Annotated in this window: 26 protein-coding genes and 1 tRNA gene; 11 read left to right on the forward strand and 16 right to left on the reverse strand. The window is 57.6% G+C overall.

Annotated features, from left to right (window positions below; translation table 11 throughout):
* Positions 1-31: 31 nt before the first annotated feature.
* The 5 genes from KZZ06_RS09850 to KZZ06_RS09870 form a co-directional block, all read right to left on the reverse strand.
* Complete coding sequence (locus tag KZZ06_RS09850) at positions 32-1,852, reverse strand: M3 family oligoendopeptidase (protein ID WP_219579917.1); 1,821 nt, start codon at positions 1,850-1,852, stop codon at positions 32-34.
* Between the two features lie 72 nt (positions 1,853-1,924).
* Positions 1,925-3,523, reverse strand: a complete 1,599-nt coding sequence (locus tag KZZ06_RS09855; protein ID WP_219579850.1) for an ATP-dependent DNA ligase — start codon at positions 3,521-3,523, stop codon at positions 1,925-1,927.
* Positions 3,520-4,533, reverse strand: a complete 1,014-nt coding sequence (locus tag KZZ06_RS09860; RefSeq protein ID WP_219579851.1) for a ligase-associated DNA damage response exonuclease — start codon at positions 4,531-4,533, stop codon at positions 3,520-3,522. The genes KZZ06_RS09855 and KZZ06_RS09860 overlap by 4 nt, the downstream gene beginning before the upstream one ends.
* A gap of 122 nt (positions 4,534-4,655) precedes the next feature.
* A complete protein-coding gene (locus KZZ06_RS09865) occupies positions 4,656-5,603 on the reverse strand; it encodes an alpha/beta fold hydrolase (RefSeq protein WP_219579852.1) in 948 nt (315 codons plus the stop codon).
* Positions 5,603-5,893: an SCP2 sterol-binding domain-containing protein gene (locus KZZ06_RS09870; RefSeq protein WP_219579853.1), complete on the reverse strand. Its 291-nt coding sequence runs from the start codon at positions 5,891-5,893 to the stop codon at positions 5,603-5,605. Before KZZ06_RS09870 ends, KZZ06_RS09865 begins: the two co-directional genes overlap by 1 nt.
* Positions 5,894-5,967: 74 nt before the next feature.
* On the opposite strand from KZZ06_RS09870, the gene KZZ06_RS09875 reads away from it, so the two are divergent.
* The 5 genes from KZZ06_RS09875 (at position 5,968) to KZZ06_RS09895 (ending at position 11,077) form a co-directional block, all read left to right on the forward strand.
* Positions 5,968-6,534 carry a tetratricopeptide repeat protein gene (locus KZZ06_RS09875; protein WP_219579854.1) on the forward strand — a complete coding sequence of 189 codons (567 nt, stop codon included), beginning with the start codon at positions 5,968-5,970 and terminating at the stop codon, positions 6,532-6,534.
* Between the two features lie 18 nt (positions 6,535-6,552).
* Positions 6,553-9,480 (forward strand): helicase-related protein, encoded by a 2,928-nt coding sequence (locus KZZ06_RS09880; protein ID WP_219579855.1) that lies wholly within the window; start codon positions 6,553-6,555, stop codon positions 9,478-9,480.
* Positions 9,481-9,867 (forward strand): RNA-binding S4 domain-containing protein, encoded by a 387-nt coding sequence (locus KZZ06_RS09885; RefSeq protein ID WP_219579856.1) that lies wholly within the window; start codon positions 9,481-9,483, stop codon positions 9,865-9,867.
* 51 nt (positions 9,868-9,918) lie between these two features.
* Positions 9,919-10,257 (forward strand): ferredoxin FdxA, encoded by a 339-nt coding sequence (gene fdxA, locus KZZ06_RS09890; protein WP_219579857.1) that lies wholly within the window; start codon positions 9,919-9,921, stop codon positions 10,255-10,257.
* A 304-nt stretch (positions 10,258-10,561) separates the two neighbouring features.
* The gene (locus KZZ06_RS09895) at positions 10,562-11,077 is read left to right on the forward strand and encodes a CarD family transcriptional regulator (protein ID WP_176249559.1); all 516 of its coding nucleotides are present in this window, start codon (positions 10,562-10,564) and stop codon (positions 11,075-11,077) included.
* Positions 11,078-11,144: 67 nt separating this feature from the next.
* Here the strand turns inward: KZZ06_RS09895 and KZZ06_RS09900 are convergent, their stop codons facing one another.
* Both KZZ06_RS09900 and KZZ06_RS09905 read right to left on the reverse strand, forming a co-directional pair.
* Complete coding sequence (locus KZZ06_RS09900; RefSeq protein WP_219579858.1) at positions 11,145-13,073, reverse strand: cation:proton antiporter; 1,929 nt, start codon at positions 13,071-13,073, stop codon at positions 11,145-11,147.
* 45 nt (positions 13,074-13,118) lie between these two features.
* Positions 13,119-13,577 (reverse strand): Lrp/AsnC family transcriptional regulator, encoded by a 459-nt coding sequence (locus tag KZZ06_RS09905; protein ID WP_219579859.1) that lies wholly within the window; start codon positions 13,575-13,577, stop codon positions 13,119-13,121.
* 136 nt (positions 13,578-13,713) lie between these two features.
* Here KZZ06_RS09905 and hppD point away from each other — a divergent pair, with 136 nt between their 5' ends.
* On the forward strand, positions 13,714-14,808 hold the full coding sequence (gene hppD, locus KZZ06_RS09910) for a 4-hydroxyphenylpyruvate dioxygenase (RefSeq protein WP_219579860.1): 1,095 nt from the start codon (positions 13,714-13,716) through the stop codon (positions 14,806-14,808).
* Positions 14,809-14,921: 113 nt separating this feature from the next.
* Here hppD and KZZ06_RS09915 read toward each other — a convergent pair whose 3' ends face one another.
* A complete protein-coding gene (locus KZZ06_RS09915; RefSeq protein ID WP_219579861.1) occupies positions 14,922-17,444 on the reverse strand; it encodes a hypothetical protein in 2,523 nt (840 codons plus the stop codon).
* 198 nt (positions 17,445-17,642) lie between these two features.
* On the opposite strand from KZZ06_RS09915, the gene KZZ06_RS09920 reads away from it, so the two are divergent.
* Entirely contained in the window at positions 17,643-18,338 is a 696-nt protein-coding gene (locus KZZ06_RS09920) for an SIMPL domain-containing protein (protein WP_257884274.1), read from the forward strand.
* A gap of 84 nt (positions 18,339-18,422) precedes the next feature.
* On the opposite strand, the gene KZZ06_RS09925 is transcribed toward KZZ06_RS09920, so the two are convergent.
* From KZZ06_RS09925 to KZZ06_RS09935, 3 genes are all read right to left on the reverse strand, one after another.
* A complete protein-coding gene (locus KZZ06_RS09925) occupies positions 18,423-19,715 on the reverse strand; it encodes an O-acetylhomoserine aminocarboxypropyltransferase/cysteine synthase family protein (protein WP_219579862.1) in 1,293 nt (430 codons plus the stop codon).
* 146 nt (positions 19,716-19,861) lie between these two features.
* Positions 19,862-20,866, reverse strand: coding sequence for a hypothetical protein (locus KZZ06_RS09930; RefSeq protein WP_219579863.1), 1,005 nt, complete (start codon positions 20,864-20,866; stop codon positions 19,862-19,864).
* Between the two features lie 130 nt (positions 20,867-20,996).
* A tRNA-Tyr gene (locus KZZ06_RS09935) sits at positions 20,997-21,080 on the reverse strand.
* Between the two features lie 127 nt (positions 21,081-21,207).
* On the opposite strand from KZZ06_RS09935, the gene rlmB reads away from it, so the two are divergent.
* The 3 genes from rlmB to KZZ06_RS09950 all read left to right on the forward strand — a co-directional run bounded on the left by rlmB (position 21,208) and on the right by KZZ06_RS09950 (position 23,010).
* Positions 21,208-21,984: a 23S rRNA (guanosine(2251)-2'-O)-methyltransferase RlmB gene (gene rlmB / locus KZZ06_RS09940; RefSeq protein WP_219579864.1), complete on the forward strand. Its 777-nt coding sequence runs from the start codon at positions 21,208-21,210 to the stop codon at positions 21,982-21,984.
* A gap of 26 nt (positions 21,985-22,010) precedes the next feature.
* On the forward strand, positions 22,011-22,319 hold the full coding sequence (locus KZZ06_RS09945) for a hypothetical protein (RefSeq protein ID WP_219579865.1): 309 nt from the start codon (positions 22,011-22,013) through the stop codon (positions 22,317-22,319).
* A 223-nt stretch (positions 22,320-22,542) separates the two neighbouring features.
* Positions 22,543-23,010 carry a CoA-binding protein gene (locus KZZ06_RS09950; RefSeq protein WP_219579866.1) on the forward strand — a complete coding sequence of 156 codons (468 nt, stop codon included), beginning with the start codon at positions 22,543-22,545 and terminating at the stop codon, positions 23,008-23,010.
* A 111-nt stretch (positions 23,011-23,121) separates the two neighbouring features.
* On the opposite strand, the gene KZZ06_RS09955 is transcribed toward KZZ06_RS09950, so the two are convergent.
* From KZZ06_RS09955 to hisA, 3 genes are all read right to left on the reverse strand, one after another.
* Entirely contained in the window at positions 23,122-23,427 is a 306-nt protein-coding gene (locus KZZ06_RS09955) for a phosphoribosyl-ATP diphosphatase (protein WP_219579867.1), read from the reverse strand.
* Positions 23,424-24,185 (reverse strand): imidazole glycerol phosphate synthase subunit HisF, encoded by a 762-nt coding sequence (gene hisF / locus KZZ06_RS09960; RefSeq protein WP_219579868.1) that lies wholly within the window; start codon positions 24,183-24,185, stop codon positions 23,424-23,426. The genes KZZ06_RS09955 and hisF overlap by 4 nt, the downstream gene beginning before the upstream one ends.
* A gap of 93 nt (positions 24,186-24,278) precedes the next feature.
* On the reverse strand, positions 24,279-24,995 hold the full coding sequence (gene hisA / locus KZZ06_RS09965) for a 1-(5-phosphoribosyl)-5-[(5-phosphoribosylamino)methylideneamino]imidazole-4-carboxamide isomerase (RefSeq protein WP_219579869.1): 717 nt from the start codon (positions 24,993-24,995) through the stop codon (positions 24,279-24,281).
* Positions 24,996-25,138: 143 nt separating this feature from the next.
* Between hisA and KZZ06_RS09970 the strand changes: the two genes are divergently transcribed.
* Positions 25,139-25,528, forward strand: a complete 390-nt coding sequence (locus KZZ06_RS09970) for a DUF2147 domain-containing protein (protein ID WP_219579870.1) — start codon at positions 25,139-25,141, stop codon at positions 25,526-25,528.
* A 56-nt stretch (positions 25,529-25,584) separates the two neighbouring features.
* Here the strand turns inward: KZZ06_RS09970 and hisH are convergent, their stop codons facing one another.
* Together hisH and hisB are read right to left on the reverse strand one after the other, a co-directional pair.
* A complete protein-coding gene (gene hisH, locus KZZ06_RS09975) occupies positions 25,585-26,223 on the reverse strand; it encodes an imidazole glycerol phosphate synthase subunit HisH (protein WP_219579871.1) in 639 nt (212 codons plus the stop codon).
* A gap of 3 nt (positions 26,224-26,226) precedes the next feature.
* Positions 26,227-26,814, reverse strand: coding sequence for an imidazoleglycerol-phosphate dehydratase HisB (gene hisB / locus KZZ06_RS09980; RefSeq protein WP_219579872.1), 588 nt, complete (start codon positions 26,812-26,814; stop codon positions 26,227-26,229).
* Positions 26,815-26,837: the final 23 nt, after the last annotated feature.

Genomic DNA, 26,837 nt, shown 5'->3' on the forward strand with positions numbered 1-26,837 from the left:
AGGCATTCTTCTCTTCAGCGCGGCCCCTTGCCTAGTCTTCCATCGCTTCCAGTTCATCGATGAAGCCCGAAATCATCGACAGACCCTTGTCCCAGAACGCAGGGTCGGATGCGTCCAACCCGAACGGGGCCAACAGTTCTTTGTGATGCTTTGAGCCACCAGCCTTCAGCATATCAAAATACTTGTCCTCAAAGCCGGGCTTGCCCTCGGCATATACCGCGTACAATGCGTTCACCAACCCGTCGCCAAACGCATAGGCATAGACATAGAACGGCGAGTGGACGAAATGGGGGATATAGGCCCAAAAGGTCTCATACCCGTCCATGAACTCGAACGCTGGCCCCAAGCTTTCGGCTTGCACCGACATCCACAATGCGTTGATGTCATCGGGGGTCAGTTCCCCGCCGCGACGTGCGTCGTGCAGTTTGCATTCAAAGTCATAGAACGCGATCTGGCGGACGACCGTGTTGATCATGTCCTCGACCTTGCCCGCCAGCAAAACTTTGCGCTCGGTTTTGGTCTTGGCATTGTCCAGCATCTTGCGGAAGGTCAGCATTTCGCCAAACACCGATGCCGTTTCCGCCAGGGTCAACGGCGTCGAGGACAGCATTTCGCCCTGACCGGCAGCCAGAACTTGATGCACGCCGTGGCCCAGCTCATGCGCCAGTGTCATCACGTCGCGGGGTTTGCCAAGATAGTTCAGCATCACATAGGGGTGCACATTGGTCACGGTCGGGTGGGCAAAGGCACCCGGCGCTTTGCCCGGCTTCACGCCCGCATCGATCCATCCATTGGTAAAGAACGGTGCCGCGATTTCGCCCATGCGGGGATCAAATGCATTATAGGCATCCATCACCATGCTTTGGGCGCGGTCCCAATCAACGATTTTGGGGTCTTCCATGGGCAGTGGCGCGTTGCGGTCCCAGACCTGCATGACGTCCAGCCCCAACCATTTACGCTTCAGCTCGTAATACCGGTGGCTCAGCTTGGGATAGGCGTTGACGACGGCGTTTCGCAGGGCCTCGACGACTTCGGGTTCGACATCGTTGCTCAGATGGCGGCCGGTCTGCGGGGTCGGCATACCACGCCAGCGGTCGATAACCTCTTTTTCCTTGGCTTGGGTGTTGTGAACCCGTGCAAAGGTTTTGATATTGCTTTGGAAGACATCGGCCAGCTCGCGGGCGGCGGCTTCGCGAATCTCGCGGCCGGGATCGGTCAGCAGGTTCAGTACCCCTTCGATGTTCAGCGGCTCTCCGTCGACCTCGAATTCAAGACCCGCGATTGTTTCATCAAACAGGCGTTCCCATGCGTCCCCGACGACCCCCAGATCATGCAGGAATTTTTCCAGCTCGTCGCTAAGCTGGTGATCTTTCATCGCACGGATACGGTCAAATACCGGTTTATAGCGCGCCAGATCAGCGTTCTGCGCCAAAAGCTTGCTCAGGTGGTCGTCTTCAAGGCGGTTCAGTTCCAGCGTGAAGAACACCAGCGGTGTGGTGAAATTCGTGATGCTTTCCTGCATGTCGGACATGAATTTGGCCCGGCCCGCATCGGTGGTCAGTTGGTAATAGCGTAGGCCCGCAAAGGACATGATGCGCCCGGCAATCTGGGTGATTTTTTCATTGCGCAGCACGCAGTCCAGAAAACCTGCAGCGTCCAGGTCTGCCAGCATACCTTCATAGTCTGCGGCAAAGCTGCGGCAGGCTTCTTCCAGCCAGTCTAGGTCGCGCTTAAGCTCGGGGGCGTTTTCACCGGTATACAGATCATCAAGGTTCCATTCGGGCAGGTTCCCGAAAGGAGAGATGCCAGCACCAGCATTTGCATCACGGACGGGGTAGGGCAGTTGGAACATCATATACCTCTTTTTGACGTGTAAAGTACCTATGCGCGCCACCGCTTCAAAGCAAGCGGGGCAGGCCAGCGATTAGCCGTAAATGCGCAATAACTCTTCTAGATCGGCTAATGTGTTGGCTTCTTGCAGGGGTTTATCCTGCCGCCAGCGCAGCATTCTTGGAAATCTTAACGCGACGCCGGATTTATGGCGCGGGCTGCGCTGGATGCCCTCGAACGCGATTTCAAACACGTGATGGGGGGTAACTTTGCGCACGGGGCCGAACCGTTCGAGGGTGTTTTTCCGCACCCATGCGGTAATTTGTCGGAATTCTGCGTCGGTCAGCCCGCTATAAGCCTTGGTAAAGGGGACCAGATCGTTGCCGTTCCAGACCGCAAACGTGAAGTCGGTAAACAAATTGGCGCGGCGGCCAGACCCCGATTGGGCATAGATCATCACCGCATCAATCGTCAGCGGGTCCAGTTTCCATTTCCACCAATCGCCCTTTTTCCGCCCGGCCAAATAGGGGCTGTCGGCACGCTTTAGCATCAGCCCTTCGGCTTGGGCCGCGCGGGCGTCGGTGCGGGTCGCGGCCAGATCATCCCAAGTCGTGAAATGCAGCTGTGGCGACAGGCGCACGGGGGCCGCAGGGGGCAGGTTCGCGCAGGCGTTTTCCAGCAGGGTCCGCCGGTCTGCAAAAGGCGTGTTGCGCATGTCCTGACCCTGCCATTCCAGCAGATCATAGGCGTGCAGTACCACGGGGGCTTCGGTCAGCAGCTTTTTCGGCACGGTTTTGCGGCCAATGCGCGATTGAAGGGCGTTGAACGAGGACGGGGTCGGGTGACCAGATGGCCAGACCAACAATTCACCATCCAGCACAGTGCCATCAGGCAGATAATCGACGGCGCGGGCCAGTTCCGGAAAGCGGTCTGTCATCAACTCTTCGCCACGGGACCACACGAAATACTGGCCATCACGCAGGATCAATTGGCCCCGGATGCCGTCCCATTTCCACTCGGCACGCCAATCTAACGTGTCGCCAAGGGCATGCGGCGTGTCCTCAAGCCCGTAAGCCAGATAAAACGGATAGGGCCGTGAGGCGTCGGCAGAGGCATCTTCTGCGATGACGAGAGCGTGCCATGTGGTGTCGTCAGGGTGCCAGTTTCCCATCAGCCTATGTGCCAGCTCGGCCTCGGGTTTGTCGGTGGCGCGGGCCAGTGCGCGGGTCATCAGTTTCTGGCTGATTCCAACCCGAAAGCCGCCTGTAATCAACTTGTTAAAGATAAACCGCTCTGTCCCGCCAAGCTGGTCCCACGCGGATAGCACGAATGCTTTGCGCGCGTCTTCGTCTTGGGTGTAGACGTCGCGCAGGGCGGCGATCCATTCCGACAGGGTGCGCGTGTCTTGCCCAGTGTTTGGTGGCAGGACCAAGGCGATGGTTTCCGCCAAATCACCGACGATTGAATAACTTTCCTCGAACAGCCACAGCGGGATGTCCGCCCGCTCTGCCGCCCATTCCCGCAGCTTGGTTGTGGTGACTGCGCGCTTAGGCCGCCGACCAGAGAACAACGCGATGGTCCACAAGCGATCTTTATCTGATGCGTGCTGGAAATACGCTGCAAGTGCCGCGACCTTGGCGTTGGTCTTGGTGCTTTGATCGATGGTGGCGAACAGTTGTGCAAAGCGCTTCATTCTGTGGCGCCCTTGTCCAGGCTTTCCCCTTCGAACTGCGTCGGCACCACCTGCGCGTTCCAACCGTTAATATTCAAGTATCGGCTGAAGATGTCCGTATAACCATGCGTGACGTATATATTTTCGGCCTCAGTTTGTTTGATGACTGACAGTAATCCATCCCAATCTGCATGATCCGAAATGACGAACCCCCGATCCCCCGCACGCCGCCGCCGGACGCCGCGAATGGCCATCCAGCCGCTGGCAAACGCGGTTTCCTGCGGGCCAAACTTCTTCGACCATGCGCTGCCCAACGCGGATGGCGGGGCCAGTACAATAGCGCCTGGGTGGTCCTTGGGCCGCAGGTCTGCATTGGCTAGGATCGTGTCGGGCAGGCTGATCCCCTGGTCCCGCATCACCTGATTGGTGTTTTCCGTCGCGGTGTGGGTCAGGATCGGGCCAATGTTCGGGTCCAGCATGGTCAGCAGCCGCTGCGCCTTGCCCAAGGCATATGCCCCCAAAAACGCGGTTTTACCGGTCGCTGCGCAACCCGCCCACCAATTGTTGATCTCGGCAGCGACGCTGGCTTGATCCGCCCAATGGAATACCGGCAGACCAAAGGTGCTTTCGGTGATGAAATGATGGCATTTTATGGGGGTGAATGCCTCGGACAGCCCGTCATCGATTACTTTATAATCGCCGGAGGCGACCCAGATTTCACCGTCTACTTCAACCCGTATCTGGGCAGAGCCGGGCACGTGACCGGCAGGGTGAAACGACACATTAGCATCTCCGATCCTTCGGACTTCGCCGTAGGCGATACCCTCGGCTGTGATGTCGCCCAGACGGTGGCGCATGACGGGCAGGGCGGCATGGGTGGCCAGATAGAGGCCCATGCCCCACCGCGCATGGTCTGAATGCCCATGCGTGATCAACGCACGGTCCACCGGCCGCCACGGATCAATGTAAAAATCCCCCGCCGCGCAGTAGATGCCGTTTTCGGTAAAGCTAAGAACAGGTTTTTTGCTCATGCAAGACAGATAGCGGCGTCTTGGCTTTTGAACAGGGGGCAGAAATGTGAATTGATTATCAGATTTGTAAATCCGTTACAGATCAAACGAATAGGGCGCGTAGATCATGTAACACATGAATTTTAATCTTTTGCATTCCCAAGGAAAAGTCGCGCGATGTCATCTATGGCCGCATCACGAAGTACGGGCGTTTCCATCAAAATCTCATGCTCGGCCCCTTGGACCATTTGCAGCTGCCCATTTTTCCAGTTTTCCATGCGATCCTTGATCCGACCGATATGGACGATCCGCTCGTTTGATCCAAGGAACGTAATACATGGCAGGCTGGGGGCCGCACGAAGCGATAGATGCTTGGTTTCAGACAGCGCCTCGCGCAGCCAGACATAGCTGGGGCCGCCCAAAGACAAGTCCGGGTGCGCTGCGAGTTGGTCGCGCATCATATCGTACATGGATTCGTCAGTGGTCAGCATATTGTCGTCAAACGGGGCGGTGTCGATGTAAGGCTCGGGCTTGGTTCCAAATGGCAGGCGATAGCCTTGGCCGATTTGTGGCATCAGATGTGACAAAGCCGTCGCGATCGGGCGCAAATGCGGGGCAAGCCGAATGCCCCACATGGGGGCGGTAAAGGCAGCGGCTTGCACCGACAGCCCTTCCATTACGGCGCGCAGGCCGATGCAGCCGCCCATCGAATGGGCCAACAAAAAGAAGGGACGCGGCAGTTGCAGGCCACGCGCTGTGCGCATCAGGGCGGCGACGTCCTTTTGGTAGTCGGAAAATACGTTAACATACCCGATGCGCCGATCCGGTAGCATACGATCTGCCAATCCCTGACCGCGCCAGTCAATCGTGATAACTGCCAACCCGCGTTTGGCGAATTCCGCGGCAGTTACACCATATTTTTCAACGTATTCGGTCCGGCCGGGGAACAAGAGAACGGTGCCTCTTGCCCCCTCGACAGGCCAATGCGCGATCCGCACCCGTTTGCCGTCAGACGTGTCGACCCAGTGGGCCACACCAGTGTCTGGCCCAGGATAGACATCGGTGAACAGGGGTGCGGGGGGCAGTTTCATTAGGCCAGTACGGATGCCAGTTTCATGGCCATTCCCATGTCGCCGTCGATCTTGAGCTTGCCGCTCATGAATGCGCCGGTTGGGTTCGTGTCGCCGGACAGGATTGCCTGAAATGTTTCTGCATCAGCAGACAGGGTCACGTCAGCGGTTTCATCAGCCGCACGCGCGCCGGTTTCGTCCATCATCACGCAGCCTTCGCCTTCGATGTCGAATTTCGCTGTCCCGTCAAAGTCAGCGCCTGCCAGCTTTTCATTCAGTACAGTTACGGCTTCGTTCACAATATCGCTCATAGTGGGCCCTTTTTTGGCAAATGGAGCCGTCACGTCTGGAAAAGTGGCGGCAGCCTGTTACATTCAGCATTGTTATGGTCAATCACATCGTCAACCTCAAACATACCGTAGCGGCACTTGGTTTGTTGGTGTTGCTTGCAGGTACGTGTTTTGCGCAATCTGCCCTGCCACAAGCGGATGAATTGCTGGAAAAACTGCGCAATGCGCCCGCAGAAGACGCCGCGCGAATCGAGCGCGACGTTCAGGCCGCTTGGTCGCGGTCCGGATCTGCCACAATTGACCTGCTGCTCAAGCGGGGACGCGACGCCATGCGCGCCGGGGACACGAAGCTGGCGATCGAACATTTCACCGCGTTGACCGACCATGCGCCAGAGTTTGCCGAAGGCTATCATCTGCGCGCTCAGGCCTATTTCCACGCTGATCTTTATGGTCCTGCGATTGACGATCTAGAATCAACTTTGGCGTTTAACCCGTTGCAATATGATGCGATTTTCGGGTTGGGCGCGATCTTGCAAGAGTTTGGAAACCTGCGCGCGGCCGCGCAATTGTATCGCCGGGTTTTAACAATTAACCCTCACCATGAAAACGCGCAAAAGGCGCTGGACGGGCTTCGGCGCGACGGCATCGGGCGCATACTTTAATACGTCGGGAATATTCTGGTGACAGGCGATAGTAGGATCGTGGCCGTTTTGGGCCCGACCAACACTGGCAAAACAACATATGCCATTGAACGGATGCTTGCGCATCGCACCGGGATCATCGGCTTGCCTCTGCGGCTGCTTGCGCGCGAGGTGTATGACCGGATTGTCGCGCTGCGCGGCCCGTCTGTGGTGGCTTTGGTCACGGGCGAGGAACGGATTGTACCGCCGCGCACGCAGTATTGGGTCTGCACGGTCGAGGCGATGCCCGAAGGCATGGGCGCGGATCTGGTCGCGGTGGATGAAATCCAACTATGTGCTGATCCGGAACGGGGGCATGTCTTTACCGACCGCTTGCTGCGGGCACGGGGCCTGCACGAGACGCTGTTTATGGGGTCGGACACCATGCGCGGGACGATCGCAGCATTGGTCCCAAAGGCGCAATTCATCAAACGCGAGAGAATGTCCGAATTGACCTATGTTGGTCAGAAAAAGATAAGCAGGATGCGCCCACGCAGTGCAATCGTCGGGTTTTCGGTTGAGAATGTATATGCGATAGCCGAGCTGATCCGTCGCCAAAAGGGCGGTGCGGCGGTCGTTATGGGTGCGCTTTCGCCCCGCACACGCAATGCTCAGGTCGAGATGTATCAAAACGGCGAGGTTGATTATCTGGTCGCCACAGATGCCATCGGGATGGGTCTGAACCTTGATGTGGACCACGTCGCATTTTCAGCGCTCAGCAAATTTGACGGTCGCCGCATGCGTCCGCTGGCCCCGAACGAATTGGCCCAGATCGCCGGGCGGGCAGGGCGCGGGTTCAAAAGCGGCACATTCGGCGTGACCGGTGATGCGCCCCCGTTGGAGGATGGCGTAGCCCGCGCCATCATGGACCACAACTTTACCCCGCAGAACAAGATCAACTGGCGCAACCCGTCGCTTCAGTTCGGGTCGATTGACCGGCTGATCAAGACGCTTGAGATGGCCCCGGATCACGAACGTCTGTTCAAAGCCCGCGAGGCTGACGATCTGCGCGCGCTGAAAACTCTGGGCGAGGATGCCGAGATCATGGCGCGCTGCACGGACGGGCCGTCGGTCAAACTGTTGTGGGATGTTTGCCGTATTCCCGACTTTCGTGGTATAAGCCATGCAGAGCACGCGAGCCTGCTTGAGGTGATTTTCAACTACCTTCATCAGCGTGGATCTATCCCGGATGACTGGATTGCGCGACAAATACAGCGCATTGATCGAACCGATGGCGACATTGATGCGTTATCCAAGCGACTGGCATTTATCCGCACGTGGACTTATGTCACCCAACGCAAAGGGTGGACGGGTGACGAAAACCATTGGCGAGACGAAGCGCGTGTCGTAGAAGACAGACTGTCGGACGCGCTGCACGAGCGTTTGACCCAAAGATTTGTAGATCGGCGCACATCCGTGCTTTTGCGCCGACTAGGACAGAAGGAAGCCATGGTGGCCGAAGTAAACGAGACCGGTGAAGTAACCGTTGAAGGCGAATTTGTAGGCAAGTTGGACGGGTTCCGCTTCCGGCAAGACAAAGGCGCTGGCGTCGCAGAAGACAAAACGATCAAGACCGCGTCATTGCAGGCTTTGGCCCCGCAATTCCATTTGCGTGCAGACCGTTTTTATAATGCGCCCGATACCGAGATTGATTTTACAGAGCAGGGCGGCTTGATGTGGGGCAGCGCGGCTGTGGGCAAGCTGGTTGCTGGCCCTGACGCGCTGAAACCCGGTATCGAGGTTTTCGTTGACGATGTTGCAGGCCCCGAGGTCGCGCAAAAGGTGCAGCGGCGTTTGCAGCACTTTATTGATCGCAAGATCGCGGCATTGTTCGAACCTCTTGTTGCTTTGTCCAAGGATGAGGCCCTGACCGGTCTTGCCCGTGGTTTTGCGTTCCGCATGGTTGAAAATCTGGGCATTATCCCACGTGCTGACATCGCCGACGATGTGAAGGCGCTGGATCAAGAGGCACGCGGTGCCTTGCGCAAGCACGGTATTCGCTTTGGCCAGTTCACAATCTTCATGCAAGCATTGCTGAAGCCCGCGCCGACACGTCTGCGTTTGGTGCTGTGGTCGCTGACGAAAGGCTTGCAGGAATTTCCGGAATCGCCCCCACCCGGTTTGGTGACGATCCCCGTTGATGCCGGTGCCCCTGCGGGTGCGGATACCATGTCGGGCTACCGCAACGCCGGTACGCGCGCGATCCGCATCGATATGCTGGAACGCTTGGCAGATATGCTGCGGTCAGAGGATTCGCGCGGCGGATTCGAGGCCAAGCCAGACATGCTGTCGATCACGGGCATGACGCTTGAGCAGTTCGCTGCCCTGATGGAAGGCTTGGGCTATAAGGCCGAAAAAGCCGAACGTACCAAGGTGAAACCCGTTGATACGGTCATGCCCCATGACGATTCCCCGTTTGCGGCGGCTGCCGATGCAAATGCGGACAAGCCCGTCATGGACATTGCCGCTGAACAGCCAGCCGGTGGGATCGTCGCAGATCCGGCACCCGCGCAACCTGCTGATATTGTGCCTGAAACGGCGGGCATGATCGACGAAGGCATTGCGCCGATGATCTCGGAAGAGGCGGAAAGCACCGAGGTGTCTGACCACATCGGCGATACGGCAAAAGGCGAAACACCGCTGGGCACAGCGCCTGATGCATCGCTTGCCGGTGCCGAGACCGAAGTGTTCTATGTCTTTACCTGGGGGCGTGCCCCCCGTGCCAATCAAGGGGCGCGGCGTGGTGGTGGCAATGAGCGTCCCCAAGGTAAGGGCAAGCCCGGACCGCGTGGGAAAAAAGGTGGCCCGCGTGGTGATAAGGGTGGCAATAAATCGCAAAACTTTAGCGCGCGCCCACCCAAGGCAGAAAAGCCTATCGATCCAGACAACCCCTTTGCTGCGGCCCTGATGGGTCTCAAGAACAAGTAATTGTCTGAGGCGGCGACAAAGCTGCGGCTGGATAAATGGCTGTGGCATGCGCGGTTCTTTAAGACACGATCACTGGCGGCGGCACGCGTGCAAGCGGGTGCCGTCCGGGTGAACGGCAGTGTGGTGCAAAAACGCGCAACGATTATCGTGCCCGGTGACGTTTTGACCTTTGCGATGGGCGATGACATTCGTGTGATTCAGATCGACGGGATCGGTACACGGCGCGGCCCGGCCCCCGAAGCGCAGGAACTTTATACCGATCTGTCCCCGCCTGCGCCCAAGTCCGAGAAAAAACCGCCTGAAAATCCAGCTTTTGAGGGAAAAGGGCGCCCCAGTAAGCGTGATCGGCGTGTGCTTGATCTTTCTCGGGCGCGCCATCTTGAATGATGTGCTGTGCTGATTTAGCAATGCGCCAAATCCGTTATAAAAGATGACCCTATGACCTATATCGTTAATGACGCCTGCATTGCGTGCAAATACACCGACTGCGTCGAGGTTTGCCCCGTGGATTGTTTCTATGAGGGCGAGAACATGTTGGTCATCCACCCCGATGAGTGCATCGATTGTGGCGTGTGCGAACCGGAATGCCCGGCCGATGCGATCCGCCCTGATACAGAGCCGGATATGGAAAAATGGGTCGAATTCAACCGCAAGTATTCCGAGCTATGGCCGGTGATCATCACCAAGAAAGATCCCCTTCCTGAGGCGGAAGAGCGTGACGGTGAAGACGGCAAGCTAGAGAAATACTTCTCTGAGGTGCCGGGCGAAGGCGGTTAAGCGATTCGAATAACGCGCAAACCTAGGGCGGAATTGTAACAGAATTGACGCAAAATCCCCCTGCTGCGCGGTAATTTGATCAAGAACTGCCTTGCCATCGCTTTCGGTGGGGCTGTTTTTGTGGTATATTCAATTCCAATGAACTTACACATGTACCACCTCTCAACCACTTTTCCGCGGTTGAAATTGTAATTCTGAAGTTATGAATCTTGGCTGTCGGCCTTTCTGGGCCGGGCAGCTTTTGTCTGTGTGAAAAGACAATCTACCCCTGCGGGCCATGTCCCGCGACCAAGGAGCCATGTTTATGAGCAAGTCGAAAAAGCTAGATTTCCGCCCCAATGAATTCGTCGTCTATCCTGCGCATGGCGTCGGGCAAATTGTGTCCGTCGAAGAACAGGAAGTCGCGGGCATCACGCTGGAACTTTTCGTGATTGCCTTTGTAAAAGACAAGATGACTTTGCGCGTGCCGACCCACAAGGCGATCGAGATCGGGATGCGGGCGCTTAGCAGCCCTGACACGATCACCCACGCGATGAAAACCCTCAAGGGTAAAGCCAAGGTAAAGCGCGCCATGTGGTCGCGCCGGGCGCAGGAATACGAGCAAAAGATCAACTCGGGCGATCTGATTGCTATCGCCGAGGTCGTGCGCGACTTGCACCGTACCGACGATCAACGCGAGCAAAGCTATTCCGAGCGTCAGCTGTATGAAGCAGCTCTTGAGCGTCTGACACGCGAAGTGTCTGCCGTTGCGGGTGGTGATGAACTGGCCGCTGCCAAGCAGATCGGTGACGTGCTGGAAAGCCGCGTAGCCGCCGCTTAAGCGAGCCAACCAAGCATTAAAAAAGCCGCGGCAGGTTTCCCTTGCCGCGGCTTTTGTTTGTCTGCTGCTAGGCCTGCTTCTTTTCCTCTTCTTCGATCCGGTTCATGAACGCGGTTTCGAGATCCTTTTGCAGCTCTTTCGCGCGGCTGACATAGGCCTTGTTCTCGCTTGGTGGGATGCCGGGCCGCCACAGCGCGGCCAGTTCGCGCACCGATGCACGGTCGTGGCTATAGAACATGCGCTGCGCTTCGGCGGCCTCGTAGTCGGACAGGCCCAGGTTTTCCAGCACATAGCGCCCCGCACGCAGCGAGCTGTCGAACATTTCGCGCACGATGTCATTTCCTCCGGCCTGATACTGAAGGTACACATCCGTGCGGTCATGGGCGCGGGATACGATGTGCAGATCGGGACATTCCTTGCGGGCATAGGTAATCAGCTGAAGCGCCGATTTGGGGTCGTCCAATGCCACAACCAGCACCTTGGCATCGCGCAGCCCAGCCTTGCGCAGAATGTCCGGACGCGTCGGATCGCCCAAGAATGCCTTGTAGCCAAAGCGACGCATGACGGCGATTGTCTCGGGGTTGTGATCCAGCACCACAGTTCGAAAGCCCGAGGCCTGAACCAGACGGTTCACGATCTGACCAAACCGGCCCACGCCTGCGATGATGACGGTGCCCTGTTCGTCAATTTCATCTGCCACGATGGGGCCGGCTTTGGTGTCAAAGCGTTTGCTGATCTGGTCGTATAAAATGAACAACAGCGGCGTGATCAGCATCGACAGGGCGACGACGAGCAGTAGGACTTCGGCAACATTGCCGGGCATGACGCCAGTTGCGACCGAGAAACTGACAAGTACAAAGCCGAATTCACCCGCCTGCGCTAGTCCAAGGGCCAGCAGCCATCTATCGCGACCGCGCAGCTGGAACAGGGTGCCCAAGCCAAACAGAATGATCCCTTTGACGATGATCACCAGCAAGGCCATGCCCATGATGACCACCGTGTCCGCATATAGCAGCTCAAAGTTGATGCCCGCGCCGACGGTGATAAAGAACAGACCCAGCAACAGTCCTTTGAACGGCTCAAGGTCGGTTTCCAGCTCGTGACGGAATTCGCTGCTGGCCAAAACCACCCCAGCCAAAAACGCACCAAGGGCAGGGGACAGACCAACAAGCATCATCAGGAACGAAATCCCCACAACGATCAGCAGGGCAAGTGCCGTGTACATCTCGCGCAGTTTTGCCGCGTGAATAAAACGGAACACGGGGCGGGTGAAAAACACGCCGGTGATGATGATGCCCGCGATGGCACCGATGGTCACAAGGGTAATGCCCCAGCCGGGCAACCCCTGAATAAGTGATATAGCGGCATAGGCGACCTCGGCCCCTTGGCCCACAGGCTCTGACGCGCCATGCCCGACTGCCGACGCGGCATGATCATTCTCCACGATAGAGATGGACCCGTCTGGCAAGACCTCGGCAACCATCTTGGTGGCCAGCAGCGGCAGGAATGCAAGGATCGGGATCACCGCGATATCCTGCGTTAACAGGACCGAAAACACAGACCGCCCGCCCGCCGTTTGCATCAACCCTTTTTCCGACAGGGTTTGCAGCACGATCGCGGTCGAAGACAGTGACAGCGTCAGGCCGACTGCAATTGCCACACCAATCGGCTGGTCATAGGCCATCGCGATGCCCATCAGCGCTGCCGAGGATATCAGGACCTGCAAACCGCCCAACCCCAACAAGCGATGTCGCATGTTCCACAGGGCGCGTGGTTCCAGCTCAAGGCCAATCAGAAACAGCATCATGACCACGCCGAATTCCGCGAAATGCTGAAGGTCTTTGGTTTCCGATCCGACAAAGCCCAAGGCGGGGCCAATCAAAATACCCGCCGCCAGATAGCCCAGCACAGAACCTAACCCCAACCGGGAGGCAATTGGCACCGCAATCACTGCAGCCGCCAGATAGATCGTGGCTTGGAACAGGAAACCTTCCATAGGATGTCTTCTTTCATTAGGCCGGATTGTACCAGCTGGGGGCCGTTAGGTGGGCAAAGGTCCGTCGTGCTTTAATTGGTCCATAACGATCTGACTATGCACTTTTGCGACAGCCCCGTGGGGCAGCAGAACATCATGTATCAACTGGTTGAGGCTGGACAGGTCCGTACAGTAGACCCGCAAAAGGTAATCCGCATCCCCCGTCATGGTCCAGGCGCTCACGATCTCGGGGCGGGTCGCCAAAAGCCGTGCAAAGCTGGCAGAATGGTCCGGTCCGTGGGTGCCAAGATGCACCTGAATGAAACCCTGCACGTCCAGACCCAGCCGGATCGGGTTCAGCTTGGCACGGTAGCCTTCGATATATCCTTCGGTTTCAAGCCGTTGGCGTCTGCGCCCGGCTTGGGATGGCGAAAGATGCAGCCGTTCACCCAATTCCTGCGCCGTCAAATGCGCGTCCTTTTGCAGGGCGGCCAGCAGGCGGCTATCTGTTTCATCCAGTGTCATGCGGGTTTCTCGCTCGATTTCACCCTGTTATGCGGGGTTCGCGCATTTTTAGCCAGAAGCTAGGTCAAATTTGCGCAAATACAGCGGGGTTCTGCCGATAGGTTGGGAGAAATATCCCAGCGATAGGAGAATCCCCATGGGTCCGTTTCCCCACGATGCAGAAAAATCCAAGATCACAGATGATAATCCGGCTGGAACCGACGGTTTTGAATTCGTGGAATTCGCCAGCGAAGACCCCCAAGAACTCCGCGATCTGTTCACGCGCATGGGATACGCCCACGTGGCCAATCACAAAACCCAGGCGGTCGAACTCTGGCAGCAGGGCGACATTACTTATGTGCTGAACGCCGAACCCGACAGTTTTGCCGCGAAATTCGTGCAAGAACATGGCCCTTGCGCCCCTTCCATGGGCTGGCGCGTTGTCGATGCGAAACATGCATTGGCCCACGCCGTGTCGAAGGGGGCCACCGAATACACTGGCACGGGCAAGGTTCTGGACGTGCCCGCCATCGAAGGGATCGGAGGATCGCTGATCTACTTCGTGGATCAATATTACGACACCTCCCCCTATAACGAGGAATACGACTGGATCGCCCAGTCCAAACCAGCGGGGGTCGGGTTCTACTACCTCGATCACCTCACGCATAATGTTTTCAAGGGGAACATGGATGTGTGGTTCAAATTCTATGGCGATCTGTTCAACTTCCGCGAAATCCGCTTTTTCGACATCGAGGGCAAGTTTACCGGCCTGACATCGCGCGCTTTGACATCGCCTTGCGGTCGTATCCGCATTCCGATCAATCAGGATCGTGATGAAAAGGGCCAAATCGTTGCCTATCTCAAGAAATACAAAGGTGAGGGCATCCAGCACATCGCGGTGGGCGCGCGTGACATCTACGACGCCACCGATCAAATCGCCGAGAACGGCCTCAAATTCATGCCCGGCCCCCCTGATACCTATTACAAGCTCAGCAAGGACCGTGTGAAAGATCACGACGAACCCTTGGACCGGATGAAAAAGCACGGGATCCTGATCGATGGCGAAGGCGTTGTGGATGGCGGCGAGACACGCATCCTTTTGCAGATCTTCTCAAAAACAGTGATCGGCCCGATCTTCTTTGAGTTCATCCAACGCAAAGGTGACGACGGATTTGGAGAGGGTAACTTCAAAGCGCTGTTCGAGAGCATCGAGCAAGAGCAGATCGATAGCGGCGAGCTGAAATCGGCCTGATCAAAAATATGAAAGGCCGCGCTGAACGGTGCGGCCTTATCGCTTCTCTGGCTTGAAAATATCCCGGGGGAACCGCCGTCCGGCGGTGGGGGCTGGCCCCAACTGCGCTGACCTCAGCCGCGCGGCATTTTCAACACAACCTCGCGCCCGCTGCGGGTATAGCGCAACTCGCTTTCGCCAATGGCGGACACGCGCCCCCCATCCAGTCGGTCGCCAACGGTCACTTTTTGGTACCGTCCGTTGGCAAGCCGGACAAGGGCGCGGCGGCTGGACGTTTTGCCATAGACGCCGATCAAATTGATCCCCCGCAGTTTGATGGCGTTCTTAACCGTGGCTTGTTTGGCGACAGATGCTTTTGACGGCAGATCGGGTTTTACGGTGCGCGGTGCCACAGACGCGGTGCTGGCCACTTGGATCGGTTCCGGCTTGCTGCGTTCCGCCCGTTGAACGATCCGCGCAAAATTATCGGGCCGCGTGTCAGGGCGGGCCGACGCCTTAACCGCATAGCGGGTGACGTTATTTAGAATAGGGCCTGTGGGTTTTGAGGGCAGGGCGGCAAGTGACGCAAGCGATGCACTTGCCGCCGCAGAAGCAGCAGCAACGGCTTCGGGTGCCGTTGGCTCTAGCGCGGCAGCCGCAGCTTCCTGAACGGAGATAGGGCGCAAGGTGGGGCGCCGGCTGGCCAATTCGCTGCGGGTCAATCCGCCAAGGTTTGATCGTTCATTGCTTTCTACCAACCCATTTGGCCGCTCGACCGGCCTTAACCGAAGCAGGGCTTGGCTTTGCGGCGCGTCGTCAACGGTTTCGGGTGCTTGCGCGCTGCGTGTTACGGCTTGTGGCGGCTCGACGGGCGGGCGGCCTGCAATGACTTTGACACCATCGGCGTTCAAAGCGCCGTCTGGTGTTGGAATGACCATGCCGCTGTTATCCAACGCAAATGTGGTACCGGACGGTGCGGGCGACGACGGCGCAAAATCGAATTCATCCCCGCCAAAAGACGCCAGCGCGGGCAGGGCCACAGCGTCATTTGCGGTACTGACCGGATCAATGCTGGTCATGTACAGATCATCAAGTGTCACCATCGCTGGGGCTGTTGGTGTGTCGGGTGCCAGCGCCCAGATGCCCGACGTGGCATATTTCGCTTCGATTTCTTGTTGGGACAGCACGCGTGGTTGGGCCAGTTCCGGCACACGCAGGGCATCCAATACCGCACCGTCCTCGTCTGTCAGGCTGGGATCCAGCAACGCTACGCGTTCTTCGGTAAGCGGCGCAACCAACGCCGTGGGGTCGACCGCGACTTCAATTGGGGCAGGCACCGGATCAGGGGTTTCCAGCGGCCCCGACGCCACCGCAGTGGTATCGCGGCTGGAAAATAAGCGCGACAGTGAAATGCCGTCATCCAGAAATACCGATGCCCAGGCGGCGACGCCCGCAAGGAAAACCAGTAAAGCCGCAGTTAGCAAAAGCCCGAGAAAACGTGGTTTGCCCCCGACACCATTGGATTTCCGCGCGCCGAAAATGGTCATCTTCTCGGCTTCGGATGTTGGTGTGCTTGCCGCGTTGGCCGTGTCTTTGAACGCCGCCGCTGTGGGCGGTTGGGGGCGCATGAGTCTGGCTAGAAAACCTAGCTTTTTAGTCTTGGGTTTTTCATCTGGTGTCGTGCTGAGCGACCGGCTGTCTGGAACAAGACCGGGGGCGGTAATGGCGGGTGTCGCCTGTATGGCCGCGGGTTTTTCTGCGGAAACAGTCGGGGAAACGGGCAGGACAGGCGTATTTGTTGGGCCACGGGTGGCTGTGCCCGCCGATGGCACGGTGGCTTTGCGACGACTTGAAAATGCTGCGGGCTCAGCCGACGGGTAAACAAGTGCCGGTGCCTCCGGCGCTTTTGAAACCGCCGCTGCCTTTGCCAGCTCTGGTGCAGGTTGTTCTGTGTCGGCCTGCTCTGGCTCAGACGCAGCGTCTTCTTCCGTATCCGCCAGTGGGGGATGTTCTGCCGCCTCTTCGTCAGCACCATCTTCCTGTGTTAAATCGTCCTGAGATTGATCCGCTTCAGGTTCTTGGGCTGGTGCGTCTTCCAGCAGTGGCACGTCAGGGCCGTGAACCACGACGGCGTCCTCATCCGGCTCAACCGCGTCTCCTTGGTCCAGCAGCGTTTCGGAAGCCTTTGTCGGGCCAAAAAACGGCTCGCCCCGAAACACGGCATCGTCGGGCTGTGCGACAAAGCTTACCGGGTGGAAACGATGCGCCGTCGCAAAGGCTTCGGCCTCGGCCAGGGTTTCGCGTGCAACGGCGGCGATATGTGTTTGCGCCCCGTCACTGCTGATATCGAACGCCAGATCGTCCACTTCATAGGGGGTCGCCCCTTCAAGGGCGCGGCGGGCTTCGGACATCCGCGCGGCATCAGAAAGACCGGGGGTTTCAAGCGTCATGAACTTGATCTGATCATTGGGGATCAGCAGTTTCGTGCGCACGCCACCGGGTTCAAGTGCAGCAGCGGTTTTGCGCAGCATGGCCAGTTCAGCGGGCATGTCATCCGCATCAAAGGATACATCGCCAATGCTGTGCCATCCCCCCGCAGAGCGGTGCAATAGCCTGATGCCTTCGACGGACAGGGATAGTGCAAAATTTGGCTTCATATCGACGCTTTTTGACCGGGCTGTTGCAAGAGAAATTTTAGCATGTGCACGCCCATAAAAACAGAGCGCCGGAACTTCCCCAAGATTATAGCAGTAGTTTGCCTATGGAAAGGGCCGCGCGGCGACGGGGCTTGCGGTATAGGCATTGGCCCGCCAAACATGGCCTAGGATCAACATATCAAACCAAAGGTTGAAATAATGCGAATTTTGCAATGGGTGGCTGTGATGTGCGTGGCGTTGGCAACAGGTGCCATGGCCCAGGACACGACACGGGGAATCAGCGTAACCGGAGAAGGCGTTGTGTCGATGGCCCCTGATATGGCGACAATCCGGTTGGGGGTGTCTGAACGTGCGGCGACCGCATCTGACGCCATGCGCCAGACCTCGGAAAAGGTGCGCGGCATTCTGGATCAATTGGACAACATTCAAGTGGCGGGTTTGGATCGGCAGACCAGCGGCCTGTATCTGCGCCCCGTCTATGACAACCGCCCCCGCGAAGATAACGGCGCGGCCCAAGTGGTCGGCTATGAGGCGGGTAATTCCGTCAGCGTGAGCGTGCGCGACCTAAGCAAGCTGGGTGCGCTTCTGGATGCGGTCGTGGCCGAAGGGGCAAATGATTTCAACGGGTTGGAATTCGGGCTGCAAGATAATGCCAAGGCCCTGATCGAGGCACGCAAAGGTGCGGTTGCCGATGCGATGGCACGTGCCAACCAGCTGGCCGATGCGGCAGGGATCACGTTGGGGGATGTGGTGCAGATGTCAGAATCCAGCCAAGGCTACCACCCGATGGAAATGAAGGCGTCGCAGATGCGCAGCTTGGACGTCCCGATCGAGACAGGCGAGGTGAGCGTGCGCGCGCAGGTGAATATGCAGTTCGCCATCGCGCAAGACTAGACGCACGACAAATATCTTTGAAAATGCAAAAGCGCCCGAAAGACGATGGTCCTTCGGGCGCTTTTTATTGTCGGTATGGCTGGATCAGCTGGTTGCTTTGGCCAGCGCCTGATCCAGATCGGCAATCAGGTCATTCGCATCTTCGGTCCCGATGGATACACGCACGACGTTTGCGCCCGCGCCAGCGGCCTCTTGCTGTTCCGCGCTTAGCTGGCGGTGGGTGGTCGATGCGGAGTGGATGATCAACGACCGCGTATCGCCAAGGTTGGCCACGTGGCTGAAGATTTCCAGCGCGTTGACCAGCTTGACGCAGGCGTCATAGCCGCCCTTGACCGCGAAAGTGAACAAGCCGCCTGCGCCTTTGGGGCACACGGTTTTGACACGTTCGAAATAGGGCGAGGATTCGAGGCCAGCATAGGTCACGTAATCGACGCGGTCGTCATTTTCGAGCCATTGCGCGATCTTCATGGCGTTCTCGACGTGACGCTCCATCCGCAAGGACAGGGTTTCGGTGCCCATCAATGTGTAATGCGCCGCTTGGGGGTTCATGGTCATTCCCAGATCGCGCAGACCGATGGCAATACCGTGGAAGGTAAAGGCGAGCGGGCCAAAGGTCTCGTGGAACTTGAGGCCGTGGTAGGCGGGCTCCGGCTGGCTGAGCGACGGGAATTTGTCATTCGCAGACCAGTCGAATTTACCGGAATCGACGATACACCCGCCTGTGACCGTGCCGTTGCCGGTCAGGTACTTGGTGGTGGAATGCACCACAAGTGTCGCACCATGCTCAATCGGGCGGCACAGGTACGGCGTGGCAGTTGTGTTGTCGATGATCAGCGGGATACCGGCAGCATCGGCAACATCTGCGATGGAACGTACATCCATGATGTATCCGCCGGGGTTGGCGATTGCCTCGCCAAAGATGGCACGGGTGTCGTCATCAACGGCGGCCTTAACCGCGTCAACATCATCGAAATCGACAAATTTGCACGACCAGCCGAACCGTTTGATGGTCTGGCTGAACTGGGTGACCGTGCCGCCGTACAAACGGGTCGACGCGATGATGTTCTTGCCCGGACCCATCAGCGGGAACAGCGCCATGATCTGGGCGGCGTGACCAGACGAGCAGCACACAGCGCCAACACCGCCCTCAAGCGTGGCAATGCGTTCTTGCAGAACGGCCACGGTGGGGTTGGTGAGGCGCGAATAGATAAACCCGACCTCTTGCAGATTGAACAGCGCAGCGGCGTGATCTGCGTCGCGGAACACATAGGCGGTGGTTTGGTAGATTGGCGTTTGGCGCGCACCGGTGGCTGGATCTGGCTTGGCACCTGCGTGAATTTGCAGCGTGTCAAAGCCGTATGTTGGGCCGTCTGTCATGGTTATCCTCCCGTGGATTGATTGAGCAAGAGATATTGGAATGGGCTTTACGGCACAAGAGATTGTGCAGCGCTTGCAGGGGGCAGGCGGAGTTTTCAAAAAACTCTGGACCGGAAAATGCGAATTTTCCGTCGCCGGGCGCGGGGCTAGCGCATCCAGTAACCGTTGGATTTTAGGCGATTGCGGATTGCCTGTTCCTTGCGCGGCAGGTTGTCTTGGTCAAACAGCGCCCGCGCTTTCCGGCCGCGTCCCTGATAGACCATCCGTTTGATCGGATCGTAGCCTTTCAGGACTTTCTTAAGCTTGTTCGGGGCCGCAACCGCTTCCAGTATATCAACAGCGGATTGGTTCTCGCGCGCATAGAGCAGCGGCAAGAACCTATAGTGACAGCTTACGCTTCCATCCAGAAAACCCTCTGGCAGGGTATCGCGCCCGCCGCCCAATGCGTGGATCACCAGTGGCAATGCGATCTGGTCCAGCCACGGGTCAAAGCTTTGTGCGCAAAGTTCAACCGGGGGCGTGTCGCGGATGGCCAGCGCATATTCCAAAAACTTGTCACCGAATTCATGCGGACAGCGGTAAAAGAAAAAGCCCGCGTTAAAATACAGGTATCTTTGCCAAAACTCGTCGGGTTGGCTTAGGTCGAGGCTGCTTTCGAAATCCAGACCAAACATGTCATAAAGCGATTTCCAGAGCCCGGTATATTGTGGCCCATAAAGCTGCGGAACGGGCCAAGTGTTCGTGCGGCGCAATGAGGCGGTCGGTCGGTTGAAATCAAAAGGTACTTGGCTGATATCGCCCGTGATCAGCGTATCGGTGTCGAAAAAGACAAAGGGTTCGCCCTTGGGCAGGGCGCACAGCATCTCGATCTTGTTGCCATAGGGGTAGGACGCGCCGAAATGTTCTGATTGAAACGGGATGATCTCTGCGCCTAAATCACTCAGCGCTGCGCGGATGTCATCGCTTTTGATATGTGGATCATTTGGCCACAGCGGGCCGGGCTGGGGTTCGGCAACAAAAAGGCGGCCGCGAAAATCGGGGCTGCTGTGGCGCAGCGAGGCGGCAAAGAGCAATGCTTCGTATGCCAGTCGACCCTGTTGCCCGACGACGACAATATTAAAGTCCTGCGATGGGGCTGGGGTATTGGTCAACGCGCTGCCTCTTGCCTTTTTCTTGGACTATAGGGGCAAAGGGCGTTTTGCAAAAGATACCAAATAAAAGCGGCGTTTACACCACTCCCAAGGCTGGCGTTTCGGCCCCATCGGGCATCGGTTGGGAAAGTGGTGGGCGACCCTGGAATCGAACCAGGCGTGCGTCTCCGCGAGGGAGTTACAGTCCCCTGCCACACCTTGCGGCCTGTCGCCCACTTTCAGCCAGTGCATTGCACCGGATGTGAAGGCGTGATTACAAGCGGTCCTGATAGGCGTCAAGGCGAAAACCTAGGCGAAAGGCAGGGAAATGTTCCTTGCAGCACATGATAGAGGGTTTGGGCATGAAAAAACCGAAGTGGGTCGTGCAAAAAGAGCAGGACAAAAAAACCGAAGCCAACCAAACGGTATGGTTGTTCGGGTTGCATGCGGTGCGTGACGCGCTGGAGAATCCCAAACGCGAAAAACTAAAGCTGATGGTCACGCCAAATGCGCAGATCAAGCTGGAAGAGGCGATTGCAAAGGCGGGAATCGTGCCAGAGGTCGTGGACCCTCGCAAATTTCGCCCGCCGCTTGACCAAGGATCGGTGCATCAGGGCGCTGTGCTAGAGGTCAAGCCGCTGGCATGGGGATCGTTGCAAGAGGTCTGCATCGGGGCAGAGGCACCACGGGTGCTGTTATTGGACCGTGTGACCGATCCGCATAACGTCGGGGCAATCTTGCGCTCGGCCGAGGTGTTGGGCGCGTCTGCCGTGATCGGTATGCGCCATCACGCGGCCCCCGAAACCGGATCGCTGGCGAAATCTGCAAGTGGCGCGTTGGAACGCCAGCCCTATCTGCGGGTGCGTAACCTAGCGGATTCTATCAAGGAACTTCAGAATATGGGGTATCTTGTGCTGGGTCTGGACGGTGAGGCCGACATGACAGTCGAGGCCGCATTGGATGGCAAACGGGACCGCCCCGTGGCGCTGGTGCTGGGGGCCGAAGGGCCGGGTCTGCGTGAAAAAACCAAGGAAACCGTTGATATGCTGGTGCGAATTGACGCAGACGGCGGGTTTGGTTCGCTCAATGTCTCGAACGCGGCGGCAATCGCCTTATATGCGTCTCGTCCGCACGGGTAATACCGGCGCGCAAGAGGAGAGACGCAGTGACCTATCCAACAAAGATCGCGACCTGCTGTTTTTGCGGCAGCAAAGCGGCTTTGACGCTGGATGTGGGGCGTCACGAACTGTCCTGCGCGCAATGCGGCGCGCCGTTGCATGATTTAAAGCAAATCCCTGTTCCCAAACCTAAAAGCGCGGGCGGCGTTGCGTCGCCTGCCTTGCGGCATTTTCCGACAGCAAAACCGGCCAAGCGGTCACCAAAGCCCAAAGTAAAGCCGCAGAAACGTCGCAAATCTTGGCTGAAGAGCCTTGCCAGCGAGGTTTTTGATGTTGTGGAAGATATTTTCGACTGAGGCGGGCCAAGCCGTGGGCGGTATTCTGCCCAAACGTTTAGGTTTTGTTCACGGATTTGTTAGACGGTCTTTGAATAGCGCAAAGAGTTCTTACTTCATGTGTAAGGCGGCGGGTTTGGAACACCTGCTGATCTGTAACTGTCCCTCGTTCCATACCTTCGCGCCCTCGGACATTAGTCTGACGGGCGCTTTTTTTATCTGCGAATCGGTGTAGATGTAGGCGATGATATATTCAGATGCCCTTTTGAAAGATGTGCTGACCCAGACCAAGCGGGTTGCGGTTGTCGGCGTGTCGATGAACCCAGTTCGGCCCAGCTATTTTGTGGCTCGTTATCTGTCACTTAAGGGTTTCGAGGTGATTCCCGTCAATCCTGCCCATGCGGGTGAAACGCTGTTTGGCGCCAAGGTTGTCGCAAAGCTGTCCGACATCGAGGGGGATGTGGACATGGTCGATATTTTCCGGCGCTCGGAAGCGGTGCCGGAGATCGTCGAAGAGGCGTTGGCGAGCTTTCCCAAGCTAAAGGTGATCTGGATGCAAATCGGTGTGGAACATGCCGAGGCTGCGGCGTTGGCAGAGGCGCGTGGGGTCACCGTGATCCAAAACCGCTGTCCGAAGATCGAATATCAGCGGTTGTTTTCCGAGCTGCGCATGGGCGGCTTTGCGACGGGGATTATTTCGAGCAAGCTGTGATGCGGCGCACGCTGTGTTGGACGATTGGGCCTGCGGCAGCGGGGAAGGGGGGGCTTGCCCCCCAAGCCGAAAGATCGGCTTCCCCCCAGGGTATTTAAGAGCCAGAGAAGCCTAGCGGGATGCTTTTTCAGCGATGCCGCTTTGGTTTTGACGGCGCGCAAGTTCATCAAGCACATCTGTGAGCGGCACGTCACGCGAAGCAAGCATCACCAGCAGGTGATAAAGCACATCTGCGGCTTCGGACGTGAGGGCCTGTTTGTCGTTTTTGACGGCTTCGATGATGGCCTCTATCGCCTCTTCACCAAATTTTTCGGCACATTTTTCAGGGCCTTTAGCGAGCAGCTGCGCTGTCCAACTGCTTGACGGGTCAGCATTTTTGCGGGCGCTTATAGTTGCGTAGAGGTCATCGAGGGTCATGTCAGCCTCATTGGGATGCCAGCTGCGGCCATATGCTGTTTGGCTTGTGCGACCGTGTATTCGCCAAAATGAAAGATCGAGGCGGCAAGCACGGCAGAGGCCCCGCCTTTGGTGACGCCTTCGACCAGGTGGTCCAGATTGCCAACGCCGCCCGAGGCAATAACCGGCACGCTGACCGCGTCAGAAATGGCGCGGGTGAGGGGCAGATTGAAGCCTTGTTTGGTGCCGTCGCGGTCCATCGAGGTGAGCAGGATTTCACCGGCACCTTTTGCGGTGACGAGTTTGGCAAATTCAACCGCGTCGATGCCTGTGGGTTTGCGCCCGCCGTGGGTGAAGATTTCCCATTTGCCCGGGCTGACGGTTTTGGCGTCGATGGCGCAGACGATGCATTGGCTGCCGAATTGATCGGCGGCGCGGGCGATGACATCAGGGTCTGCGACGGCGGCAGAGTTAAAGCTGACCTTGTCGGCACCGGCGAGCAGCAGGGCACGCACATCAGCCACGGTGCGCACGCCGCCGCCCACGGTCAGGGGGATATAGCAATGTTCAGCCGTACGGGTAACCAGATCAAACATGGTGCCGCGGTTTTCATGGGTGGCATGAATGTCGAGAAAGCACAGTTCATCCGCGCCGGCGGCATCATAGGCGATTGCCGCATCAACAGGATCGCCCGCATCGCGAAGGCCGACGAAATTCACGCCTTTGACCACACGGCCATCGGCGACATCTAGGCAGGGGATGATACGGGTTTTAAGCATAGCTATTCTTTAGATGGCGCAGGTGCGGGTGGCAAGCCGCTGGAGGGCTGTCTGCCCTCCAGACCACCCGAGGATTTTTAGCCATTTGGAATATCAGGCAAGCGCTTTGAGGGCTTCCTGGAGATCGATTGCGCCGTCGTAGAGTGCACGGCCCGAGATCGCGCCGGAAATGACATTCGTGGCTTTGAGTGCTTTTAGGTCATCAAGGGAGCTGACGCCGCCGGAGGCGATGACCGGAATTTTGACTGCGCGCGCAAGATCGGCAGTGGCATCAATATTTGGCCCGCCCATCGCCCCGTCGCGCAGGATATCGGTGTAGATGATTGCCGCGACGCCTGCGTCTTCAAAGGACTTTGCCAAATCCGTGACCATCACGTCGGTCTCGTTGGCCCAGCCCTTGGTCGCCACGCGGCCATTGCGGGCGTCAATACCGACGGCAACTTTGCCGGGGAAGGCACGGGCGGCTTCGCGGACCAGATCGGGGTTTTCAACGGCAACGGTGCCGAGGATGACGCGGGCCAGCCCTTTGTCCAGCCACGCCTCGATCGTGGCCATGTCACGGATGCCGCCGCCAAGTTGGGCGGGGACATTGCAGGATTTCAAGATCGCCTCGACCGGGGCGGCGTTGACCGGGGCACCCGCAAATGCGCCGTTTAGATCGACAAGGTGGAGCCAAGTGCAGCCAGCATCGACAAAGGCCCGAGCCTGAGCTGCGGGGTCGTCATTGAAAACAGTGGATTTTTCCATGTCGCCATGCACGAGGCGCACGGCCTGGCCGTCTTTTAGGTCGATTGCGGGGTAAAGGATCATGTGGCTTGCCTTGGGTTACGGGTAATGGGGGTGAAATCGCATGATGGGCGGAAATGTGCAACGCGGCAGGTGCAGCCCTTACGTCAACCTTGCCTGAATCGACAAATATGCGCCAAACTAACTGCGTATCGGGAGGATATATCATGAAAAGAGCGATTTTGGCAGCGGCGATAAGCGTCATGGCAGCAGGGACTGCAATGGCGGCGGATCCTGCGATTGGTGTGTGGAAGACCCAACCTGATGATGGGTCTTATGCGCATGTGAATATAACGCAATGCGGCGCAGAAATCTGCGGCACGATAAAGCGTACGTTTAACGACACGGGCGAATACAAGTCCGAGAACCTTGGCAAGCAGCTGGTGATCGGCATGGTCCCGGATGGCAAGGGCAACTATGCGGGCAAGGTCTGGCGGCCCTCGAACAATAAAATCTATATCGGCAAGATGAACGTCGCGGGCAATAACCTGAAGCTGTCAGGTTGTATTGCCGGCGGTTTGCTGTGTTCAAAACAAAGCTGGAGCCGTCTTCAGTAGATTGGGCCAGCTTGGTTTAGGCATGCGGCCCTAGATAGCGGGCCAGTGCCATAAAATTATGGTCGCCAGCTCAAGAAGTTGGCGATCATACGCAAGCCGGTGGCTTGGCTTTTCTCTGGGTGGAATTGCATGCCCAGCATGGTATCACGGCCAATCACGGCGGTAACATCGCCCGCATAATCGACATGTGCCAGCCGTTCTGCGGGATCGGTCACAGCCATATGATAGCTGTGCACGAAATATGTGTGATCGCCGGTTTTGATGCCGTCGAATACAGGATGCGGGTGGTCGATGATCAAATCATTCCACCCCATATGCGGCACTTTCAGCGTGGGGTCGGCCGGGGTGATCTTGGTCACTTCGCCCTCGATCCACCCCAGACCTTTGGTATCTTCGTATTCGCGGCCCCACGAGGCCATTAATTGCATGCCCACGCAAATGCCCAGGAACGGGCGGCCTTGCACCTCGACGGCTTCGACCATGGCGTCATAGATACCGCTGTGACCCTTGAGAGAGGCCATACAAGACGGAAATGCGCCGTCGCCGGGCAATACAAGACGATCGGCACGCGCGACCACATCGGCGTCGGCGGTGACGACAACATCGCCTGCGTTGCCTTCGCGGGCCATACGTTCAAACGCCTTGTGAGCCGAGTGAAGATTGCCGGATTCGTAGTCAATAATCGCGGTCAACATGCCCTAAAGCGCGCCCTTGGTGGATGGGATGTCGCCGGCCTTGCGGGTATCAACCTCGACCGCTTCGCGCAGGGCGCGGGCCACAGATTTGAACGCAGCCTCGGCAATGTGGTGGCTGTTGAGACCGTGCAGCATGTCCACGTGCAGCGTGATGCCGCCATGGGTCGACAGCGCCTGAAAAAATTCACGCACCAGTTCCGTATCAAAATTACCAATCTTGGAGGTGGGCAAGGCGACGTTCCAGATCAGAAAGGGGCGGGCGGACAGATCAAGGGCAGTGCGCACCAATGCATCATCCATCGGCAACAGGCACGCACCGTAACGGCGGATGCCGCGCTTGTCGCCCAAAGCGTCAGATAGGGCCTGACCCAATGCAATGCCGACGTCTTCGACGGTGTGGTGATCGTCGATGTGCAGGTCGCCCTTGGCGGTGATCGTCATATCAATCAGCGAATGCCGTGCCAGTTGATCCAGCATGTGGTCAAAGAAACCGACGCCAGTGTTGTTTTCATAGGCACCAGTGCCATCAAGGTTGATCTCTACGGTGATCTGGGTTTCGGCGGTGGAACGGCTGATCGTGCTTTGACGCATTTGGAATTCTCCGGCTGTTGCTG

The sequence above is a fragment of the Sulfitobacter sp. CW3 genome, from assembly GCF_019392245.1.
Taxonomy (GTDB): domain Bacteria; phylum Pseudomonadota; class Alphaproteobacteria; order Rhodobacterales; family Rhodobacteraceae; genus Sulfitobacter.

What these genes read in the sequence shown, in the direction of transcription:
- KZZ06_RS09915 (WP_219579861.1), bottom strand. Translation starts at nt 17,444, where the DNA reads ATGAAGCCAAATTTTGCACTATCCCTGTCCGTCGAAGGCATCAGGCTA.
- KZZ06_RS09905 (WP_219579859.1), bottom strand. Translation starts at nt 13,577, where the DNA reads ATGACACTGGATGAAACAGATAGCCGCCTGCTGGCCGCCCTGCAAAAG.
- hisA (WP_219579869.1), bottom strand. Translation starts at nt 24,995, where the DNA reads ATGATCCTTTACCCCGCAATCGACCTAAAAGACGGCCAGGCCGTGCGC.
- KZZ06_RS09895 (WP_176249559.1), top strand. Translation starts at nt 10,562, where the DNA reads ATGAGCAAGTCGAAAAAGCTAGATTTCCGCCCCAATGAATTCGTCGTC.
- hppD (WP_219579860.1), top strand. Translation starts at nt 13,714, where the DNA reads ATGGGTCCGTTTCCCCACGATGCAGAAAAATCCAAGATCACAGATGAT.
- KZZ06_RS09860 (WP_219579851.1), bottom strand. Translation starts at nt 4,533, where the DNA reads ATGAGCAAAAAACCTGTTCTTAGCTTTACCGAAAACGGCATCTACTGC.
- KZZ06_RS09850 (WP_219579917.1), bottom strand. Translation starts at nt 1,852, where the DNA reads ATGTTCCAACTGCCCTACCCCGTCCGTGATGCAAATGCTGGTGCTGGC.
- hisB (WP_219579872.1), bottom strand. Translation starts at nt 26,814, where the DNA reads ATGCGTCAAAGCACGATCAGCCGTTCCACCGCCGAAACCCAGATCACC.
- KZZ06_RS09950 (WP_219579866.1), top strand. Translation starts at nt 22,543, where the DNA reads ATGATATATTCAGATGCCCTTTTGAAAGATGTGCTGACCCAGACCAAG.
- KZZ06_RS09920 (WP_257884274.1), top strand. Translation starts at nt 17,643, where the DNA reads ATGCGAATTTTGCAATGGGTGGCTGTGATGTGCGTGGCGTTGGCAACA.
- KZZ06_RS09865 (WP_219579852.1), bottom strand. Translation starts at nt 5,603, where the DNA reads ATGAAACTGCCCCCCGCACCCCTGTTCACCGATGTCTATCCTGGGCCA.
- hisH (WP_219579871.1), bottom strand. Translation starts at nt 26,223, where the DNA reads ATGTTGACCGCGATTATTGACTACGAATCCGGCAATCTTCACTCGGCT.
- KZZ06_RS09855 (WP_219579850.1), bottom strand. Translation starts at nt 3,523, where the DNA reads ATGAAGCGCTTTGCACAACTGTTCGCCACCATCGATCAAAGCACCAAG.
- KZZ06_RS09900 (WP_219579858.1), bottom strand. Translation starts at nt 13,073, where the DNA reads ATGGAAGGTTTCCTGTTCCAAGCCACGATCTATCTGGCGGCTGCAGTG.
- KZZ06_RS09970 (WP_219579870.1), top strand. Translation starts at nt 25,139, where the DNA reads ATGAAAAGAGCGATTTTGGCAGCGGCGATAAGCGTCATGGCAGCAGGG.
- KZZ06_RS09955 (WP_219579867.1), bottom strand. Translation starts at nt 23,427, where the DNA reads ATGACCCTCGATGACCTCTACGCAACTATAAGCGCCCGCAAAAATGCT.
- fdxA (WP_219579857.1), top strand. Translation starts at nt 9,919, where the DNA reads ATGACCTATATCGTTAATGACGCCTGCATTGCGTGCAAATACACCGAC.
- KZZ06_RS09870 (WP_219579853.1), bottom strand. Translation starts at nt 5,893, where the DNA reads ATGAGCGATATTGTGAACGAAGCCGTAACTGTACTGAATGAAAAGCTG.
- KZZ06_RS09925 (WP_219579862.1), bottom strand. Translation starts at nt 19,715, where the DNA reads ATGACAGACGGCCCAACATACGGCTTTGACACGCTGCAAATTCACGCA.
- KZZ06_RS09875 (WP_219579854.1), top strand. Translation starts at nt 5,968, where the DNA reads ATGGTCAATCACATCGTCAACCTCAAACATACCGTAGCGGCACTTGGT.
- hisF (WP_219579868.1), bottom strand. Translation starts at nt 24,185, where the DNA reads ATGCTTAAAACCCGTATCATCCCCTGCCTAGATGTCGCCGATGGCCGT.
- rlmB (WP_219579864.1), top strand. Translation starts at nt 21,208, where the DNA reads ATGAAAAAACCGAAGTGGGTCGTGCAAAAAGAGCAGGACAAAAAAACC.